Below are 19,277 nucleotides of genomic sequence, written 5' to 3'. Positions count from 1 at the left end.
AGTTAGTTTTTAAGATTAATTATTGTTATTTGTTGTTGAGTATTTGAAAGAAGAATATCATCAAGGTTTTCTGAAGTTGGTTTTTGTTCCATTCCTATATATGGAACAAGTTTTATTGAAGTATTATCATGCCACGCCACATTACTCCCTCTATAATTACCTTTTTTTATGATCTTTTTGGTTACGGTATCATATACAGCATATGTAAACTGTATTGCTGGATCACCTAGTTTGGATACTTTTACAACTCGAAGCTCCATTGTCCTATCCCTATTTAAACTCGAAATGGTAATATTCTGGTTCATATTTGATACAGGCTTAATAAATGCTTCTTTTTCTGAAACCTTATTTTTTGCGGTTTTACACTGAGCAAAAGAAAGTACCGTTAAGCTGAAAAAAAACATAGAGGTAATTCTTTTGGATAACAGCAATGTTATTTTACAAATCACGTTTGAAAATTTTAACAATTACTCGCTCAATAGCGATTACAAATGATTATTCTGGGGAGAGATTTTTTGACTATAGATATAATTAATACCGAATAATTGGATATTATCATTATAATCACAACTAAAGTAGTTTATATTTTTTTAAAAATCAACAACTTACCAATTGTTTTAATAAAATAAATATTTCATATATTTCTTTTTGATCAAATCACTCTATTTCATTTTACCCTATTTTCCAGTTGGAATAGTATTATATGTAACCTTAGAACAGAAGGATCTAAAATAGAAAAAAACGCATAGTATTATTAAGGAAAATACTATTTCTAATTACCTAAACACACTTCATATTATTTTAACTTTGAAATGTGATTTTAATAAAAAAAACCGCACTTTCTTAAATAAATAAGAAGTACGGCTTATAATATATTTATTGTATTTTATATTAAAATACTATGATACTGTATACATTTTTTCTCTAAGCTCTTTAACCTTTGGGTCACTCATATACTCATCAAATGTAGTATAACGATCAATAACCCCATTAGGTGTTAATTCAATTACTCTATTACCAACGGTACGAGCAAATTCATGATCGTGAGTCGTAAATAAAACTGTGCCTTTAAACTTGGTAAGAGAATTATTAAAGGCTGTAATAGATTCTAGATCCAAGTGATTAGTAGGTTCATCAAGCATTAACACATTAGCACGTGTCATCATCATTTTTGACAGCATACAACGTACTTTTTCTCCTCCTGATAATACATTTGATTTTTTCAAGGCCTCTTCCCCACTAAAAATCATTTTTCCTAAAAACCCTCTAAGAAAAACTTCTTCTCTTTCTTCTTCTGTAGTTGCCCACTGACGTAACCAATCTACAAGGCTAAGATCATTCTTGAAAAACCCACTATTATCTGCTGGCAAATACGATTGTGTAGTAGTAATTCCCCAATCAAACTTACCAGCATCTGCTTGTTGATTATTGTTTAATATTTGATAAAATGCTGTGGTAGCTCTTGAGTTTTTAGAAAAGACAACAACTTTATCTCCTTTGGCAAGGTTTATATCTATAGCTTTAAACAGTACATCTCCCTCCAAACTTACTGATAACCCTTCTACATTCAATATTTGATCTCCTGCTTCTCTATCTCTTTCAAAAATAATAGCAGGATAACGTCTACTTGATGGTCTTATATCTTCTATATTAAGTTTCTCTATCATTTTCTTTCTAGAGGTAGCTTGTTTAGATTTTGCTACATTGGCACTAAATCGTGCTATAAACTCTTGTAGTTCTTTTTTCTTCTCTTCTGCCTTTTTATTTTGCTGTGCTCTTTGTCTAGCAGCCAATTGAGAAGATTCATACCAAAACGTATAATTACCGCTATAATGATTAATTTTACTAAAATCAATATCTGATATGTGTGTACATACTGCATCCAGAAAGTGTCTATCATGAGATACTACTATTACAGTATTATCATAATTAGCCAAGAAACCCTCTAACCATGTAATTGTTTCATAATCCAAATCATTGGTAGGCTCATCCATAATAAGTACATCTGGACTACCAAATAAACATTGCGCCAATAATACTCTTACTCTTTGTTTTGTATCTAAATCCGACATCTTTGTAAAATGCAAATCTTCTTTTATTCCTAAGTTAGAAAGCATTGCTGCAGCATCACTGTCTGCATTCCAACCATTCATCTCCTCAAATTGTACCTGTAACTCTCCTATCTTTTCAGCATTTTCATCTGTATAATCTGCGTATAGAGCATCTATTTCTTTCTTTATTTCATACAAAGGTTTATTCCCCATAATGACAGTTTCTAACACTGTATATTCATCATAAGCATAATGGTTTTGTTCTAAAACAGACATTCTTTTTCCTGGTTCTAGATGTACATGACCAGATGTAGGCTCTTGTGCACCAGAAAGTATTTTTAGAAAGGTAGATTTTCCTGCTCCATTGGCACCAATGATGCCATAGCAGTTGCCTTGTATAAAAGCTGTATTTACTTCATCAAAAAGTATTCGTTTACCAAATTGAACCGAAAGATTAGAAACAGATAGCATGAGTATGTAGAATTGTAAAGTTTAAATTTGGCGCAAAAGTAGAAAAATGGATTCAGAACCAGAAAACAATCCTTCATTAATTTAGAGTACTTATCTCAGTACTTAGATTTTATAATCTGTATTCCTAAAAAAATGTTACCTAATCGCTATTATTTTTTTATAAAAACATCCAGAATTCATTAAAAAAAGCTGTCAAAAACATATAAATGACACCTTTATAATCTACTTACTCAATGACTTTAATTTATGTTTAGAATTATATTAAAAAAAGAAATATCAGTTTTTTTAAATACCCTGATTTTAAACAAATTAATTACCCCTAATAGAATTAACGTATAATTAACAAGAGATACAGGAGTTTCCTTTTATTTTTGAGCGATTAGTCGCTAATTATACCGTATATTAAATGTATTTTTTTTGGTTCAGATATTTTATTATCATGTCTATTTTATCATGTTTACTATGCAATTGTAGTTCCCCTAAAAAAGATAAAAGAGAGTATACATATTTTGGAGGGGAGATTGTAAATCCTAACGCTAATTATGTTGTTTTATCCAAAGGCTACGATTATAGAGACACGATTTTTTTAGATAAAAACAACAGGTTTCTTCATAAAATAGAAAATCTTAAAAATGGATTATACTCTTTTAAACATAGTCCTGAAAGCCAGATTATCCTTCTAGAAAAAGGAGATAGTACATTGATTAGATTAAATACTTTAGAATTTGATGAGTCCTTAGTTTTTACAGGAATAGGTGCTGGAAAAAATAATTTCTTGATTGAGATGTTCTTACAAAATGAAATTGAGCGTGAAAGATTAAATAGAAATGGGTTTAGACAAACTCCTTCTTTTTTTAAAGAAAACCAAGATTCTCTATTAAATATCAAATTAGCTACTTTTGAAAAACTGATCAGCAAACATACTCTTAGTGACCTAGCAAAAAAAATGACTCAAGCTAGTGTTATTTTTGATTACTACATGAGGCATGAGTTATATTACAATAGTCATCATCAATTAAGAAAGATTGATGATTTTGATAGTGGTTTACCAGCTTCTTTTTTTAGTTATAGAAATCAAATTGATTTTAATGATGATGAACTCAAAAGGTTATATTCTTATAATTGGTTTCTGAATTGTTATTTTACAAATGCTATTCTTAGCAATTGTAGTACTGATTTCACACAAACTGATCAGGTAGCAAATGCTGTATATAAATTAAACATAATAGATAGTATCGTAAAACATACGTATATCAAAAATAGCTTATTGAGAAGATCTACTATCAACTTTTTATTAGATAGTAAAAACAATAAAGAATCAAATATAGTTCTAGAACACTATCTATCTATAAGTTCTAACAAAAGATCTCAAAAAGAATTGATACGTTTATCAAGGTATATTTCTAAACTTAGGCCAAACAATATTATTCCTGATCAAGATCTCATCTCATCAAAAGGAGAAACGGTAAGACTTTCTTCTCTTTTCAACAAACCTATTACAGCACTATATTTTTGGTCTATGGAGAGCAAGGAACATTATGTAAAAGCTCATAAAAAAGCTAGACATCTCAATACTATATATCCTAATATTGACTTTATTGCTGTGAATATTGATGCTGAACAAACAAAAAATTGGTTAAAAACCATTAAAAGACACCGTTATAATCTAGAGAATGAATATGAGTTTAAATACCCTAAATGTTCCTCTGAAGAATTAGTGATTCACTATAGAAACAAAGTATTTCTTGTTGATCAAGATGGTAAAATTATAAACCCTAGTACCGATCTATTTGCTTCTATCTTTGAAAAACAATTAATGCAATACACCCAATTAGCCAGTCTAGAGCATTAAAAAAGCTACCCATTTTATTAATGAATAGCTTTTTTATATAATCAGAAAAGAAATTAATTAATAATTAATTTCCTTTTTTATAATCCGCAAGAAATTTGGCAAGTCCAATATCTGTCAATGGGTGCTTAAGTAGTCCTTCTATAGAAGAAAGAGGCCCTGTCATTACATCTGCACCAATTTTTGCACAATCAATTACATGCATTGTATGTCTTACTGATGCAGCCAAAATTTGAGTGCCAAACCCGTAATTATCATAAATCATTCTTATTTCTGCAATAAGATTAAGACCATCTGTAGAGATATCATCTAATCTACCAATAAACGGAGATACATAGGTAGCTCCTGCCTTTGCTGCGAGTAAAGCTTGTCCTGCAGAAAACACCAAAGTACAATTAGTTTTTATTCCTTTATCACTAAAATATTTTATTGCTTTTATACCATCTTTGATCATAGGTACTTTTACAATAATTTGATCGTGAAGTTTAGCTAGCTCTTCTCCTTCTTTAATAATATTTTCATAATCTGTAGAAATTACTTCAGCACTTACATCTCCTGTTACTATCTCACATATTTTCTTATAGTGATTAATAATATTCTCTTTACCAGTAATACCTTCTTTTGCCATCAAAGATGGATTTGTAGTTACCCCGTCAAGAACTCCCAAATCTTGCGCTTCTTTGATTTGATCCAGATTTGCAGTATCAATAAAAAATTTCATAGTAGTGTTTTTAAAAATTGTTGCCTTTACTTTTTGTCTTCTAACAAAGTGCGAAGATAAAAATAATCAGTCTTGGCTAATACATTCTTTTTGGTTTATTTAAAATATATGAGTATTTCATACTAGTTATAAAAAAACATTATTACGCTTTTTATAATTCAATAGTTTCTATAATTTGTAATGATTCATCAATAACTTTTCATAAAGTTTATCGGGTAAAATTCTTTTCAATACAATAGAAAATTTTTGCATAAATGCCCCTACCTTATAATGTACTTTTGGGTTATTCTTTTTTATAATTCCGTAAACAGCTTTTGCCATCTCTAATGGATCATTCCCCAAGTCCACATGATCATCCATCATTTTTAGTGTATTACCATAAGATTCCTCATAAGGAGATCCTTCTAATACTGGTGCATGATAACGACCTGCTGCAATATTAGTTGCAAAATCTCCTGGTGCTACATTTGTCATTTTAATATTAAACCCCTTCAACTCCATACGCCATGCTTCTGTTGTTATCTCTAGGGCAGCTTTAGAAGCACTATACACACCTCTATATGGTAAGCCCATATATCCAGCAATAGATGTTATATTTACAATCAATCCCCCGCCTTGTTTTCTCATTAACGGCAAAACAGCTTTGGTAACACTTATGGGGCCAAAGTAATTTGTTGTAAAATTTTTAATTATTTCTTCATTAGGAGTTTCTTCTATTGGCCCAGTAATCCCTGCTCCTGCATTATTGATCAAAACATCTAATTGCCCGTGTTTTTGCTCAATAATATGAACCGCAGATGCAATACTATTTGTATCTGCAACATCCAATTCTAATAGTGGAAAAGGAGTAAAATCTGGAAATCGAGAAGGATTTCTACTGGTACCATATACAATGTACCCTTGCGCTACCAAATACGTTCCTACTGATTTTCCAATCCCCGAAGAACCTCCTGTAATTAAGACTACGGATTTATTTTGACTTCTACTCATGGTCACAAATATACAATTATGATTGACCTTCTACCAATCTAAAAAAACGAAATAAGAAATAAAAAGGATAGGATATTATAGTAGAAAGATTTCCTTTTATACACCAAAATAGCGGGTACAAAAAAAGGCAAGCTACCTACATCACACTGCTCAACCATCTACCTTTGCTGCGTTCCCGCCCTGGAGGATTCAACAGGAGCTAGTTGTGTAGGACTTGCCGCTGCAAAGATACAATCTTTAGCAAATAAAACAATGATTTTTTAAACCCAATTAAAATAAATATCTTGCTTTAAATTTCAACAACAACAATGAAAGCACATAACTCATTAATCATCATTATCTTAAGTATACTTTGTTTTTCTTGTGGAGGCAATCAAAACAAACGAAAAAAAAATTTTTCGATAAAAATTATAGACAATCAAACCAAATTTAAGCTAGGAGAAACCATAAAAGCAAGCTTAATAAATGCTAAAAACATTGAAATTGATTCTGTAATCTATCAGCTTGGTGATAAGAAAACACTTCTCAAAAAAGATTTTATTTTTAAAGAAATAATAGATACTGAAAAACTAGGTAATCATATATTGACGGCAAATGTATTTTATAATGGTAATGTTGATACCATTACCAAAAAAGTAACTTTTCTTAATAATATCGCTCCAAAATTATATTCTTATAAAATCATCGCAGAATACCCCCACGATCAAAAAGCTTTTACACAAGGTTTAGAATTTTATAACGATACATTATATGAGAGTACTGGTAAAAAGGGAATGTCTTCATTAAGAAAAATTGATTATAAAACAGGAAAGATTAATATAAAAAAAGAAGTTCCCCCAACATACTTTGCTGAAGGAATTACGATTATGAATGACAAAATTTATCAATTAACGTGGACTTCAAAAGAAGGATTTATTTACGATCTTAAAACTTTGAATAAAATTGGAAACTTTGCCTATAACCAAAGTAAAGAAGGGTGGGGATTATGTAATGATGGAAATCACATCTATAAAAGTGATGGAACAGAAAAAATATGGATACTAGACGCTAATACACTGGCAGAAAAAGAGTATATAGAGGTAACTACAAACAAAAGTGTCAAATCCAGATTTAATGAATTAGAATGGGTTGAAGGAAAAATCTATGCAAACACATGGCAAAAAGACGGAATAGCCATTATTAACCCCAAAAACGGAGCTCTTGAAGCTGTTATAAATCTTAGTAGTTTACGAAAAAAAGTAACTCAACATGATAATCTTAATGTACTCAATGGTATAGCATATAAAAAAGACACAAAACGATTATTTGTAACAGGTAAAAATTGGGATAAAATTTTTGAGATAGAAATAGTCAAATAATAAATATTAATGAGGTAAAAAAATAGCGAAACTCTAGATCAAGATTCAGAAACCATATTGCAACAACATAATAAATGTCTCGTTATTGTAATAGACAGATAATAAACCGTACCTTTGCGGCTTATTTTTAGCTATATGAATAAATTTGAAGCATTAGGCCTAGGTGAAGCCATTATAAAGGCGGTGAATGATATGGGGTTTGAAACCCCAAGTGAAGTGCAGGAAAAGGCAATACCTATTTTGCTAAATGAAGATACGGACATTGTTGCATTAGCGCAAACCGGAACAGGAAAAACTGCCGCATTTGGCTTTCCTTTGATTGAAAAAATAGATCATAACAGTAGAATTACGCAAGGATTAATCCTCTCTCCAACTAGAGAACTTTGCTTACAGATTACTAATGAACTAAAAAACTACTCTAAGCACATTCCTAGTTTACATACCGTTGCTATTTATGGTGGTGCTAGTATTACCGAGCAGGCAAAGCAAATAAAACGAGGAGCACAAATCATAGTGGCTACTCCTGGAAGAATGCAAGATATGATTAACCGTAAAATGGTTGATATTAGCAATATTGGTTATTGTATCTTGGATGAAGCAGACGAGATGTTGAATATGGGGTTCTATGAAGATATAAATGCTATTCTATCTCATACTCCAAAAGACAAAAACACATGGTTATTCTCTGCAACCATGCCTAAAGAGGTTTCTACTATTGCAAAACGTTTTATGCAAGAACCAGTAGAAATTACTGTAGGTCATAAAAATACAGGGTCGAAAAATGTGTCTCACGAATACTATGTTGTAAATTCTCGTGATCGTTACGCCGCACTAAAAAGACTAGCAGATGCTAATCCAGATATTTTTTCTGTAATATTTTGTCGTACTAAAAGAGATACTCAAAAAGTAGCCGAAAATCTTATCGGAGATGGATATAATGCTGCTGCCCTGCATGGTGATCTAAGCCAAAACCAAAGAGATTTGGTAATGAAAAGCTTTAGAAACCGACAAATACAAATGCTGGTTGCTACAGATGTAGCTGCTCGTGGAATTGATGTAGACGATGTTACACATGTAATCAATTACCAACTCCCTGATGAAATAGAAACGTATACACATAGAAGTGGTCGAACAGGTCGTGCTGGAAAAAGCGGTGTATCTATGGTCATTGTTTCTAAAAGTGAAGTCAGAAAAATAAAGTCTGTAGAGCGAATCATCAAAAAGAGTTTTGAGAAAAAAGATATCCCTAGCGGTGAAGAAATATGTCAAGTTCAATTGTTTCATCTTGCTAATGATATTGCAAAAGCAGAGATAAACCATGAAATTGATAGTTATTTACCTTCTATTAATGAGGTGTTAGAAAGTTTTTCTAAAGAAGAATTAATCAAAAAGTTCTTTTCTGTAGAATTTTCTCGTTTCCACAATTATTATAAAAAATCAAAGGATCTAAACGCTATAAATGAAAAAGGTGGTGAATATAGTAATGATGGAAGCACTCGTTACTTTATCAATGTAGGAGAAAAAGATGGATTCGACTGGATGAAACTAAAAGACTTCTTAAAAGAAGTATTAGAGCTAGGAGGTGATTCTTTGAGTCGTGTTGATGTAAAGGAAAGTTTTTCTTTTTTCAATACCAATGCAGAACACCAAGAACGAGTTCTTGAAGTCTTTGAAGATTTCAGAATGGAGGGCAGAAAAGTTAATGTTGAGATCTCTAAAGGCTCTGGTCGTAAAGGAGGTGGTGGTGGACGTCGTCGTCGTGATAGTAACAGCAGTGGCGGATTCAAAGGGAAACGCAGAAGCGACGGGTTTAAACCCAAAGGAAAAAGACGCGATTCAAGCGAAAGCAAAGGTAGCGGAGGTAATCAAAGAAGAGATCGAAGAAAACGTAGCGATCGAAGATAAATCAAATACTCCTTGATGTATTACGCTTTATACATAATACATCAAGGAATTTATAGTAATATGATTTTTGGCGCGATTTTTATGGTATCTTATTAAAAATTGAACGTCATATTATTTACATGAAGAGAATACTATTTTATATCGTACTATTTATAAGTATAACCACCTACTCACAGGATGACAATTCAGGAATTGTATTAGGAAAAGTATTAAGTGCTGCTACAGACTTAAAACTTGAAAATGTACATATTGTAAATCTTAGTCAGGTTATTGGTACAATAACCGATGATAAAGGAAATTTCAGCATACCTGCAAAAGTAAATGATACTTTATATTTTTCCTATATTGGATACAAACCTTTACAGATAAGAGTTAGTAATGACTGGATTAAATTTGGTGAGGTAAAAGTAAAAATGACCGAATTAGGAATCGCTTTAGAAGAAGTAGTCGTTGCAGATGTACAACTTACTGGTTACCTTGAAATAGATGCAAAAAGAATACCTATATACAATAATTATCGATATAGCATATCAGGATTAAACTCAGGATATGAAGGCGGAAGCAAACAACCTAGCGCTGTTAATAAGGTTTTGGGAGCTATTTTTAACCCTGCTGATTTTCTATATAATATTTTTAGTAAACGCTCTAAAGAATTAAAAAAATTGCGAAAAATGAAGAAGGATGACGAGATCAGAAATCTTCTAGAAAACAAATTTGATCGCGCTACCTTGATGGCTTTATTACAGGTAGAACGAATGGATATTGATGAAATTCTTCGTAATTGTAATTATTCTGTAGATTTTATAAAATTTGCAAACGATCTTCAAATTTTGGATGCCATCAGCGAGTGTTATGAAGAATATAAAGTATTAGAAAGAAGATAAAGTTCTTTATAGATGTAGCAACAGTAGTAGTATACTCGCTACTATAAATTTATTTATCTTCATCATTTTCATAATAACGCGCTATAATTTGCTCGTGACTTTTAATTACTTTTTTGGCCCATTCTAATCTTTTTTCTAATTTTTCCTCATCAGATAATTGCCAGGCAACACTAGTTTCTCTAAGCTTAGAAGTTACATGTTGCAAAATTATGGCTGCAGATACAGATATATTAAGACTTTCTGTAAAACCCACCATTGGTATATGTAATTTACTATCAGCATTTTCCAAAACTAAGTCACTTAGCCCTTTCTGCTCTCTTCCAAAGAAAAAAGCTGCTGGTTTAGATACATCTACATCTTTCAATACAATAGAATCATCATGTGGTGTTGTAGCAACAATCTGATACCCTTTTTCTTTTAATGCACATATACATTCTTTTGTTGATCCATACCTGTTGATATCGACCCATTTTTGAGCCCCCATTGCGATCTCTCTATCAATTCGTTTTACATTTACCTCTTCTATCACATGTACATTTTGAACTCCGAAAACATCACAACTACGTATTACTGCACTTGTATTATGTAATTGATACACATCTTCTACTGCAACAGTAAAATGATTCGTGCGCTCGTCAAGAATTTTCTTGTTTAATCCAGCTCTTCGTGGAGTGAGAAATGATTCTATATATTCGAGAAGTTTTATATCTATCATACCGCTAAAATATAAAAACATCTTATACCATTTACACTTTAAATTTGTTGTAATAAAATACTTTCCTTATACCATTTCCAACTTAAATTTACTCAATAAAACCGCGCCTTTTTGTTTAATATTTCAAAATAAAACATGACCGTAGCCCTGCTATGCCAGAATTTTCTTTTTCATCTAAGTCAAAAATCCATCATTTTTCTTATGAGTGAATTTAAATCAGAACTGGTATTATCCTTACTTCAAGAATAAAGAATAGCAAAAAAAACTGCTTGATACAATTACCAAACAGTCTTTCAACAATCTACTTAATTTAACTAAATTTCACTATAAATGCATCATAACAATGTTATGTTCCATATAGAACAAAGTAATGAAATGTTACATTTACAGCATACTCTTATTTATATACTGTTTATTTACAAAGTATTCAAAAAAAAACCTCCCGAAATTACCCCTAAAAACGGAAGGTTTAAGTAAACACATTGTCAAAATGTATCGTAATGATTGATTAACTAATTAATAATCAATTCAATTTTTCTTTTTCAGTTGTTTGTAGTATGCAATATAATATCGTTTAATTTTTATATATTTTATAGTCATATCTTAATCCTTATTGTACTAGACAATATGACAATATTGATCTCTTTTCTTTTTTGGTATAAAAAAAGTAAAACCAAATAAACGATACGGTTGAAAATGAATCTTTCAGAATTGAACGAAGAAACTTTGATAAGAATAAAGAGTTACCGATATTGATCCAATTGTAATTAAGATTAACAACTGGTAAACGGATATCTATACTAATAGTTCTCCTCTCATAATGATTGATTTATTTTAAATTAATCGCTATTCAGACCCTGTCATTGTTGGCTCGCCAAAGTAACAATTATGGGGTTGTACTATTCAATCATACTTTTTACAACAAAACTTATAAAAATAAGTTACTTCAAAAAAATATGATCTTTACTTTATACCAAATCATATAATGTCGTTCTTAAAAGACTTTCATTCTATTATTTTCTTTCATTAATCCACATTTGACAAAATGCCTCATTGTCAATTAATAAAAACATATCACTTTTAAAACAATTATCTTAGTTTCGGTATAGTAAACTTATTTATCTCAAGTCTACTATTTTGAATAAAAAACTCAGGAGGGTAAATAATAAGTTTTTTATTCTAAAAATCGCAACTATATGTTTTGCTTAAAAACAATACTTAAAGATACTTACTATTTACCAAAATCGAATACCAAAATACCACATAAAAATTCTGGTTTTACCACATCAATATAAACGATTAAACAAAATGAAAAAAGGATAAACAACAATAGTTTACAAACCAATAACAAAAACAACCAAAAAACTGATAAACAATGACTTAAAAACAAAACCATAACAAAAAACAGTCTTAAAACGAACAAATAAAAGTAGGTTTAAACCTACTTTTATATTTCAAAAACAATCTTTATTCGATGATATATGTATTTTACCGAACCAATTGTTGTTCCAAAAAAAGTCAATTATCAGTTTTTAGTCCAAAAAAAAAAACATTTAAATTGATAAGATATTCATCATATAACAAGATGTAATTTTAGATGTTCATATCCTTATAATCATACATCCCATCATAGCAGAATACAGAAAACTCATAAAGCTTTTTTAAACTTTATGAGTTTTCTGTATTTATAATATTCTCTATCTATTTTTTTGCAATACTCTTGTAACTCTACGCTTCTTTTTGAATTTCTACAGCGTGTGGATATGGTATTTCTATACCCGCTTTATCCAGACTTATTTTACAGTTTTCTAGAGTAGAGAAATATACATCCCAATAATCCTCTGGGGTACTGTATGGTCGCACTGCTAAATCAACAGAGCTTTCCCCTAACGCTACAACATTTATAGAAGGTGCTGGGTCTTTTAATACCTTGGGATTGGATGTTAAAACTTCTAATAACACATCTTTAGCCTGTTTAATATCTTCATCATACCCTATACCAATAGTAATATCAACTCTTATTTTTCCTTCTGCTGTATAATTGATAATATTTCCATTTGCCATAATACCATTAGGAACTATAGCTAATTTATTTTCGGGAGTAGTTAGCTTGGTAGTAAAAATCTCAATTTCTTTTACAACCCCCAATACACCTTGAGCTTCTATAACATCTCCTATTTTGTAAGGTCTAAAAATCATTATTAATACTCCTCCTGCAAAATTAGATAAAGAACCTTGTAGCGCCATACCTATTGCAAGACCAGCTGCAGCAATTACAGCAGCAAAAGTAGTTACATCAACCCCTAACATAGAGATTACCATAATAACTAGAAAGATCTTTAAAGACCAACTTATCAGGTTTAATAAAAATTTCTGTAAAGACTCATCATAAGAACTCTTAGACATAATCTTTTTTACACTACCTATAAGTTTTTTAATAATCCATGATCCAATAATATAGATCAGTATTGCAACTAAAAGTTTGGGACCAAATTCTTTTGCTAGTTCTATACCGTAGTTGAACCATTCCTGAGCTGTTTTCATTTTAAATAATATTTTTTATAATATGTGATGTTATGATCTAGTGTATTTATATATACTAAACTCGTCTTTGCTTTTATTACTGCCTACAAATTTATCATTGACAAAATAAAACCAAAGACGAGTTCAACAAATCAAATATACATAAACTTACTAGTTTACATAAGAAACCTAGTAAAGTTATGTTTATTGTACAATGATAAATTCACTTCTACGATTTAGCTGGTGCTCATCATTACTACAAGGTACTCCATCTTTACATTTGTTTACTAATACAGTTTCTCCGTATCCTTTACCTGTAACTCGGGATTTATCTATCCCTCCTTTTTCAATAATGTATTTAACCGTACTTTTTGCTCTCTTCTCACTGAGATACATATTATATTTATCATTTGCTCTACTATCGGTATGAGATCGAACATCTATTTTTAACTTAGGGTACTCTTTTAGTGCTGCAATAATTTTTTGTAGCTCTATTTCTGCATCTGATCTAATAAATGATTTATTCAAGTTAAAATATATAACTTCGAGGTCTAGAAGTTTTGCGAGATCATCCCCTGGCTTCACCTCTTTATCTGCTAAACCACCTTTATTTAATTGTAACGGTTGATTATACTCATGTTCTAATACCGTATTTGTAGCAAGAATAATTTCTGTTGGGCTATACATTACTTTATTAGCTCTAATAATATATGATTTTTCACAATCAAGATCAAACTTATATACTCCTTTTGCATTGGTAACGGTTTGCTGTAATTCATTATTCAAATCATCTAACAAAAACACTTCTGTATCAGCCAAAAGTTCTTTAGAAGTGCCATCTGTCACTACTCCTTTTACATATTGGCTACAAGAGGTTATCAGTTCTTCTGTTTGTTTGAAACTGTAGATATCATCATTTCCTTTTCCACCAGAGCGATTGCTAGAAAAATATCCAATTTTTGTATCTTCATTTAGTACAAACGTAAAATCATCTTCTGAGCTATTCACAGGTTTCCCTACATTATAAGGAATCGAAAATACACCAAATTCTTCTGGTACAGTTACAAAAACATCTAATCCTCCTAACCCAATATGACCATCACTGGCAAAATATAAACTACCAGATTCTCCTATATAAGGAAAAGTTTCTCTTCCTTCTGTATTAATTCTATCACCCAAATTTTGAGGGGTTCCAAAAGTACCATCTTCTTTTATATCTACAACATATAAATCAGAAAGCCCTCTACTATCTGGCATATCACTCGCAAAATAAAGCTTGGTTCCGTCTTTACTCAAAGTAGGGTGGGCAACAGAATACTCATTGCTATTAAAAGGTAACTCCTCTATATTTGTCCATTTGTTATTTTGAAATCTAGCTCTATAGATTTTCAACAATACTGTTCCTTGTTCATTAGACCCTAATTTTCTTTTGGTATAGTTATTTCTTGTAAAATACACTGTTTGCCCATCATTACTAAATGACGTCGATGATTCATGAAATTTTGTATTTATTTTTCCTTTTATTTTTTTCGGAGTCTTCAGAATCCCATTGCTTTCTATAATTTCTGAAGAATATAAATCCAAAAAGGGCATTTTATCCCACTCATGTATAACCTTTGTCATTCCTGAATTTCCTCCACGAGATGATGCAAATATCAATTTTCCTTGATTATCAAAGCTTGGTGCATAATCTGAATATTTTGAGTTTATCCCTAATTTTAACAATCTGAATTTACCTGATTGTAGTTCAATAAAATTTAGATAATCTCTAGTATTCATAAAAGATTCGGCTCTCTGGTCATTTCCGATAAGTGTTTGAAATTGCTCCATCACTTTATCTGCTTCTTCATACCGTTGTATACTTTTTAAACTTTGAGAATATCTAAATAAGTATTCAGGATTAATACTATCTGAGTATTTTGTAATTAATTTTTCATACCACGGTATTGCATCTTCTAATTTTGCATTAAAGTAATAAGAGTCTCCTAGTTTTTTTAATAAATCTGGAGATTCATATCCACTTTCTGCTACTTGAAGATAAATTTTTCTAGCATCTACAAAAGCATACCGATTAAAGCTTTCGTTTGCCTTGGCTAATTTTTTCTCCTGTGAAAAAATAATACCTGATACTAATACACTTAGTAATATATTTATAATGTGTTTATTAAAACTCATACGTATGTCGTTTTTATTTTTAATCTAAAAACTTGGACTAATTAGGGGTTGATTTTTATTTTTCATGTATTTCAAAATCTTTCTTCTTATTAGCTGTATAACTAGAAGAATCTAGGAGTTAACATTCTATTGTATTTCTTAAAGAGTTCAAATCGTAACATCACCTCATAACTCCCATCATTAAATTGTGTCTGACCCAATTCTGTCGTTTCTCGATCATAAGCAAAACCAATCATCAACGCATCTGTGATCTGAAATCCTATCGTACCACTAATAGCAGCATCCCATCTATAGGCAGCTCCCAAGGTCAAGCGATCATACAACAAAAAGTTTGCAGAAACATCAACCTGTAATGGTGCGCCAAAAACCAACTTACTCAAAATGGCTGGCTTAAACTTAACTTCATCACTCAAATCAAAAACATGACCTGCTATCAAATAATAATTGATACGCTCCTCGGCCAGAAAACTTACTGCATCACTATCACTACTTGCTGAACTCTCATCAAAATGATCCGTCTCTAATAAATTGGGAGCACTTAGACCTAAATAAAATCGATCGGTATGATAATACACTCCAACTCCAACATTAGGACTAAACTTATTATCTATATTATTCTCAAACAACCGATCATTACTGCTAAATTGTGATAATCGTTGAAAATCAACATTCAATAAATGACCGCCTGCTTTTAGCCCTAAACTTAATTTACCCTTCTCTGAAGTAGGTAAGGTATATGAAAAATCAATATCAAAATATGTCTCATCTGTAGGCCCTATCTCATCATTGACTATAGAAAAACCCAAACCAACACGTTCATTACCTCCTATCGGAGTATTTAATGTAAGTGTTTGTGTACGAGGAGCTCCATCCAAACCAACCCATTGGCTACGGTGAAGTCCCATGATACTTAAAACACCTCGACTACCTGCATACGCAGGATTGATACTAATTGTATTATACATATACTGCGTATACTGAGCATCTTGCTGAGAATAACCATTGTAAAACAAAACACTGAGTAGTACGGTTACAATTATCGCTTGTATATTTTTCATCCGCTATGGTTTAATATTTATAGTTTTGTTACGAACTTTTTTTATTCGTAAGATTTTATATGATTAATTTGATTATCTATTGATATATAAGTATCCAGCTTTCTTTTTATGTTCTCCAGATTCTAGAATATATTCAAGTATATAATAATAAGTACCTGCTGGTAACTGATCTTTTTCTTCAACTGTTACCCTTCCTTCAGAAATCCCTCTGAAGAAATTATTATCTCTTCCATAATTTTTGGATTCATAAACCATAATCCCCCATCGATTATAAATTGATAATGAATTCTCTAATCTTTCTATTCCACTGATTACAAATGTATCATTCACTCCATCTCCATTTGGTGACATTCCTGTAAAGACTGTAACTCCATCATCCCCATCTATTGGCTCATTTGGTTCTAAATAATTTGGCACACCATTACCGTCACTATCAATAGCATCATCAGGATTACCATTACCATCTGGGTCAGCATTTTCATCAACAGTTAAAATATCATCATTATCATCATCTACATCCTGAAAATCATCTATACCATCACCATCTGTATCTTTAATAGGGTAGGCTACAATTCCTTGGTCAAACTCTCCAGAATTCTGTACACCATCAGGAATACCATCTGTTCCTACATTACCTTCAATCACTCCCTCGTTTGAAATTGTTAATTCCTCAATATCTGCCCCTGATTCATAAACATCATACAATCCATCTCCATCAGAATCAAGATCTAATCGATCTATAATACCATTACCATCTGTATCTAAGTTAGGATCACCGTTTTGTTCTTCTATATCTGTGATACCATCATTATCATCATCTAAGTCATCAGGATCAGGAACTCCATCTCCATCACTATCAATCGCACTTACGGTAATATCATCAGGATCACCATCTGCATCAGGGTCATTATCATTAGAATTATTAGGGTCATCAGACGTTTCAGAAACAGTATCTCCTATTGGAGTTGTTGCTGTTATCTCTGCACTATTCATAATTTCTCCTGCTATGATATCATCTTGCGTTACCACGTGTTCTGCAATAACTGTTGTAGTTGCTCCTGGTAACAAAGTGGTTATAGGTAATCCAGATACTATAGTTGCATTGTTATCTATTACATTAACATTATTCAAAGTAACAGTTCCTACATTTTCTATTTCGATAGTATAAGTAATCACCTCCCCTACATTTGTAAATATTATAGGATTAGCAACCTTTGTTACCGATAGTCTTCCTATAGTAATCAAACCTGTCTCTGTTTCTGTAGCATCATCAGGGTCTGGTGTTGCTGGGTCATCAGAAATATCCATTACAGGGATTCCTCCTGGAGTTTCTCCTACTACATCTGCTCTGTTTATAACAATCCCAGCATCAAGATCTGCCTGAACAATAGTATGAGAGGCTGTAACTGTAACTCTATCTCCTGGTGCCAAAGTAGCAATAGAAGCCGGAGTAACACTACCTGCATCTGCATTGAGATCTGTAACAACAATATTATTAATGGTAACAGTACCTGTATTAATCACTTCTAATGTATAAGTTATTACCTCTCCTACAGTATCATATGCTCCATCAGGAGCGGCATCTGCCAATTTAGTTAAGGTAAGTTCTGGGTTTTGATCAACAGTTGTTATTGTTGCATCATCTGGAGCTGCAGTATCAGGGTCATCAGAATTATCATTTACTACAGTACTACTAGGATCCTCTGCTGTTACACTAGCTGTATTTGTCACCGTACCAAGATCTATATCTGCTTGAGTAATTACATGTGTAGCAGTTGCTGTTACTGTTTGTCCTGGATCTATACTCATTACTGTAGCAGGAACTATAGTATTAGCATTAGGATCTGATATAACTACATTAGATAATGTTACATTCCCATTATTTGTTACTTCTATTACATACGTTATTGCTTCTCCTACAGTATCGTAAGATCCATCTACTGGTGCATTATCAGACTTCGTAAGGCTAATCATTGGATTAGGCACCAACGTGATAACCGTTGAATCATCTGGACTTCCGTCATTATTCGGGTCAACATTGGTAGCATTATTAGGGTCATCAGAATTATCTGTAATAGTTATCCCATCTGGATCCTCTCCACTTACTACAGCTTGATTCGTAAAACTTCCTGAGTCAATTTCACTTTGTGTCAATGTATGTATTGCTGTATATGTGCTATTATCTATAGCACCTGCTACTAAACTTATTGTAGTAGTTGGAGTAACCACCGCATTAGGATCACTAACACTGATATCTGTTAAATCTACATTACCAATATTAGTAACAATAAAGCTATAATTAATATTTTCCCCTACATCTGCAAAGCCATTACCATTGGTATCATCCAAAGTTGCTTCTTTTGTTATATCCAATAGTGGTTGACTTAGATCAGTTACTGTTGGGTCATCGGGACTACCATTATTATCAGGATCAACATCGGTAGTATTATCTGGATCATCGGAATCATCGGTTACCGTTGCTCCTCCTAATGGGTTCGCTGCACTCGCAACTGCTGTATTACTAAAACTTCCTGCTGTAATATCGCCTGCTGTTATTATATAACTCGCAGTATACGT

The 19,277-nt window shown here is 31.7% G+C and carries 13 protein-coding genes and 1 other RNA gene; 4 read left to right on the top strand and 10 right to left on the bottom strand.

Annotated elements, in window-relative coordinates; all coding sequences use genetic code 11:
* Nucleotides 1–2: 2 nt before the first annotated feature.
* Nucleotides 3–404: a hypothetical protein gene (locus tag CVD18_RS09370; protein WP_103865181.1), complete on the bottom strand. Its 402-nt coding sequence runs from the start codon at nucleotides 402–404 to the stop codon at nucleotides 3–5.
* A gap of 495 nt (nucleotides 405–899) precedes the next feature.
* Entirely contained in the window at nucleotides 900–2,522 is a 1,623-nt protein-coding gene (locus tag CVD18_RS09365) for an ABC-F family ATP-binding cassette domain-containing protein (protein ID WP_103865180.1), read from the bottom strand.
* A 439-nt stretch (nucleotides 2,523–2,961) separates the two neighbouring features.
* Between CVD18_RS09365 and CVD18_RS09360 the strand changes: the two genes are divergently transcribed.
* The gene (locus CVD18_RS09360; RefSeq protein ID WP_103865179.1) at nucleotides 2,962–4,374 is read left to right on the top strand and encodes a peroxiredoxin; all 1,413 of its coding nucleotides are present in this window, start codon (nucleotides 2,962–2,964) and stop codon (nucleotides 4,372–4,374) included.
* A gap of 64 nt (nucleotides 4,375–4,438) precedes the next feature.
* Here the strand turns inward: CVD18_RS09360 and fsa are convergent, their stop codons facing one another.
* The 3 genes from fsa to ffs all read right to left on the bottom strand — a co-directional run bounded on the left by fsa (nucleotide 4,439) and on the right by ffs (nucleotide 6,302).
* Nucleotides 4,439–5,092 (bottom strand): fructose-6-phosphate aldolase, encoded by a 654-nt coding sequence (gene fsa, locus CVD18_RS09355; protein ID WP_103865178.1) that lies wholly within the window; start codon nucleotides 5,090–5,092, stop codon nucleotides 4,439–4,441.
* Nucleotides 5,093–5,260: 168 nt separating this feature from the next.
* Entirely contained in the window at nucleotides 5,261–6,082 is an 822-nt protein-coding gene (locus CVD18_RS09350) for an SDR family oxidoreductase (protein WP_103865177.1), read from the bottom strand.
* Between the two features lie 122 nt (nucleotides 6,083–6,204).
* Nucleotides 6,205–6,302: signal recognition particle sRNA small type (gene ffs, locus CVD18_RS09345), an RNA gene on the bottom strand.
* A gap of 88 nt (nucleotides 6,303–6,390) precedes the next feature.
* Between ffs and CVD18_RS09340 the strand changes: the two genes are divergently transcribed.
* From CVD18_RS09340 to CVD18_RS09330, 3 genes are all read left to right on the top strand, one after another.
* A complete protein-coding gene (locus CVD18_RS09340) occupies nucleotides 6,391–7,440 on the top strand; it encodes a glutaminyl-peptide cyclotransferase (RefSeq protein ID WP_103865176.1) in 1,050 nt (349 codons plus the stop codon).
* 135 nt (nucleotides 7,441–7,575) lie between these two features.
* On the top strand, nucleotides 7,576–9,345 hold the full coding sequence (locus tag CVD18_RS09335) for a DEAD/DEAH box helicase (protein ID WP_103865175.1): 1,770 nt from the start codon (nucleotides 7,576–7,578) through the stop codon (nucleotides 9,343–9,345).
* Nucleotides 9,346–9,464: 119 nt separating this feature from the next.
* Nucleotides 9,465–10,229, top strand: coding sequence for a carboxypeptidase-like regulatory domain-containing protein (locus CVD18_RS09330; RefSeq protein WP_103865174.1), 765 nt, complete (start codon nucleotides 9,465–9,467; stop codon nucleotides 10,227–10,229).
* Between the two features lie 49 nt (nucleotides 10,230–10,278).
* Here CVD18_RS09330 and CVD18_RS09325 read toward each other — a convergent pair whose 3' ends face one another.
* The 5 genes from CVD18_RS09325 to CVD18_RS09305 all read right to left on the bottom strand — a co-directional run.
* The gene (locus CVD18_RS09325) at nucleotides 10,279–10,965 is read right to left on the bottom strand and encodes a TrmH family RNA methyltransferase (RefSeq protein ID WP_369858593.1); all 687 of its coding nucleotides are present in this window, start codon (nucleotides 10,963–10,965) and stop codon (nucleotides 10,279–10,281) included.
* A gap of 1,707 nt (nucleotides 10,966–12,672) precedes the next feature.
* Complete coding sequence (locus tag CVD18_RS09320; RefSeq protein WP_103865173.1) at nucleotides 12,673–13,488, bottom strand: mechanosensitive ion channel family protein; 816 nt, start codon at nucleotides 13,486–13,488, stop codon at nucleotides 12,673–12,675.
* Nucleotides 13,489–13,671: 183 nt separating this feature from the next.
* Nucleotides 13,672–15,642: an OmpA family protein gene (locus tag CVD18_RS09315; protein WP_103865172.1), complete on the bottom strand. Its 1,971-nt coding sequence runs from the start codon at nucleotides 15,640–15,642 to the stop codon at nucleotides 13,672–13,674.
* Nucleotides 15,643–15,743: 101 nt separating this feature from the next.
* Nucleotides 15,744–16,700: a type IX secretion system membrane protein PorP/SprF gene (locus CVD18_RS09310; RefSeq protein WP_103865171.1), complete on the bottom strand. Its 957-nt coding sequence runs from the start codon at nucleotides 16,698–16,700 to the stop codon at nucleotides 15,744–15,746.
* A 72-nt stretch (nucleotides 16,701–16,772) separates the two neighbouring features.
* Nucleotides 16,773–19,277 (bottom strand): gliding motility-associated C-terminal domain-containing protein (locus tag CVD18_RS09305; RefSeq protein ID WP_199185065.1); only part of this gene is annotated, 2,505 nt, incomplete at its 5' end.

It is taken from the genome of Aquimarina sp. I32.4, assembly GCF_002924285.1.
Classification (GTDB): Bacteria; Bacteroidota; Bacteroidia; order Flavobacteriales; family Flavobacteriaceae; genus Aquimarina.
The sequence above is the reverse complement of the archived record's forward strand: the minus strand, read 5'-3'. Positions and strand labels throughout refer to the sequence as shown.

What these genes read in the sequence shown, in the direction of transcription:
- fsa (WP_103865178.1), bottom strand. Translation starts at nt 5,092, where the DNA reads ATGAAATTTTTTATTGATACTGCAAATCTGGATCAAATCAAAGAAGCG.
- CVD18_RS09365 (WP_103865180.1), bottom strand. Translation starts at nt 2,522, where the DNA reads ATGCTATCTGTTTCTAATCTTTCGGTTCAATTTGGTAAACGAATACTT.
- CVD18_RS09325 (WP_369858593.1), bottom strand. Translation starts at nt 10,965, where the DNA reads ATGTTTTTATATTTTAGCGGTATGATAGATATAAAACTTCTCGAATAT.
- CVD18_RS09310 (WP_103865171.1), bottom strand. Translation starts at nt 16,700, where the DNA reads ATGAAAAATATACAAGCGATAATTGTAACCGTACTACTCAGTGTTTTG.
- CVD18_RS09320 (WP_103865173.1), bottom strand. Translation starts at nt 13,488, where the DNA reads ATGAAAACAGCTCAGGAATGGTTCAACTACGGTATAGAACTAGCAAAA.
- CVD18_RS09360 (WP_103865179.1), top strand. Translation starts at nt 2,962, where the DNA reads ATGTCTATTTTATCATGTTTACTATGCAATTGTAGTTCCCCTAAAAAA.
- CVD18_RS09335 (WP_103865175.1), top strand. Translation starts at nt 7,576, where the DNA reads ATGAATAAATTTGAAGCATTAGGCCTAGGTGAAGCCATTATAAAGGCG.
- CVD18_RS09350 (WP_103865177.1), bottom strand. Translation starts at nt 6,082, where the DNA reads ATGAGTAGAAGTCAAAATAAATCCGTAGTCTTAATTACAGGAGGTTCT.
- CVD18_RS09370 (WP_103865181.1), bottom strand. Translation starts at nt 404, where the DNA reads ATGTTTTTTTTCAGCTTAACGGTACTTTCTTTTGCTCAGTGTAAAACC.
- CVD18_RS09315 (WP_103865172.1), bottom strand. Translation starts at nt 15,642, where the DNA reads ATGAGTTTTAATAAACACATTATAAATATATTACTAAGTGTATTAGTA.
- CVD18_RS09330 (WP_103865174.1), top strand. Translation starts at nt 9,465, where the DNA reads ATGAAGAGAATACTATTTTATATCGTACTATTTATAAGTATAACCACC.
- CVD18_RS09340 (WP_103865176.1), top strand. Translation starts at nt 6,391, where the DNA reads ATGAAAGCACATAACTCATTAATCATCATTATCTTAAGTATACTTTGT.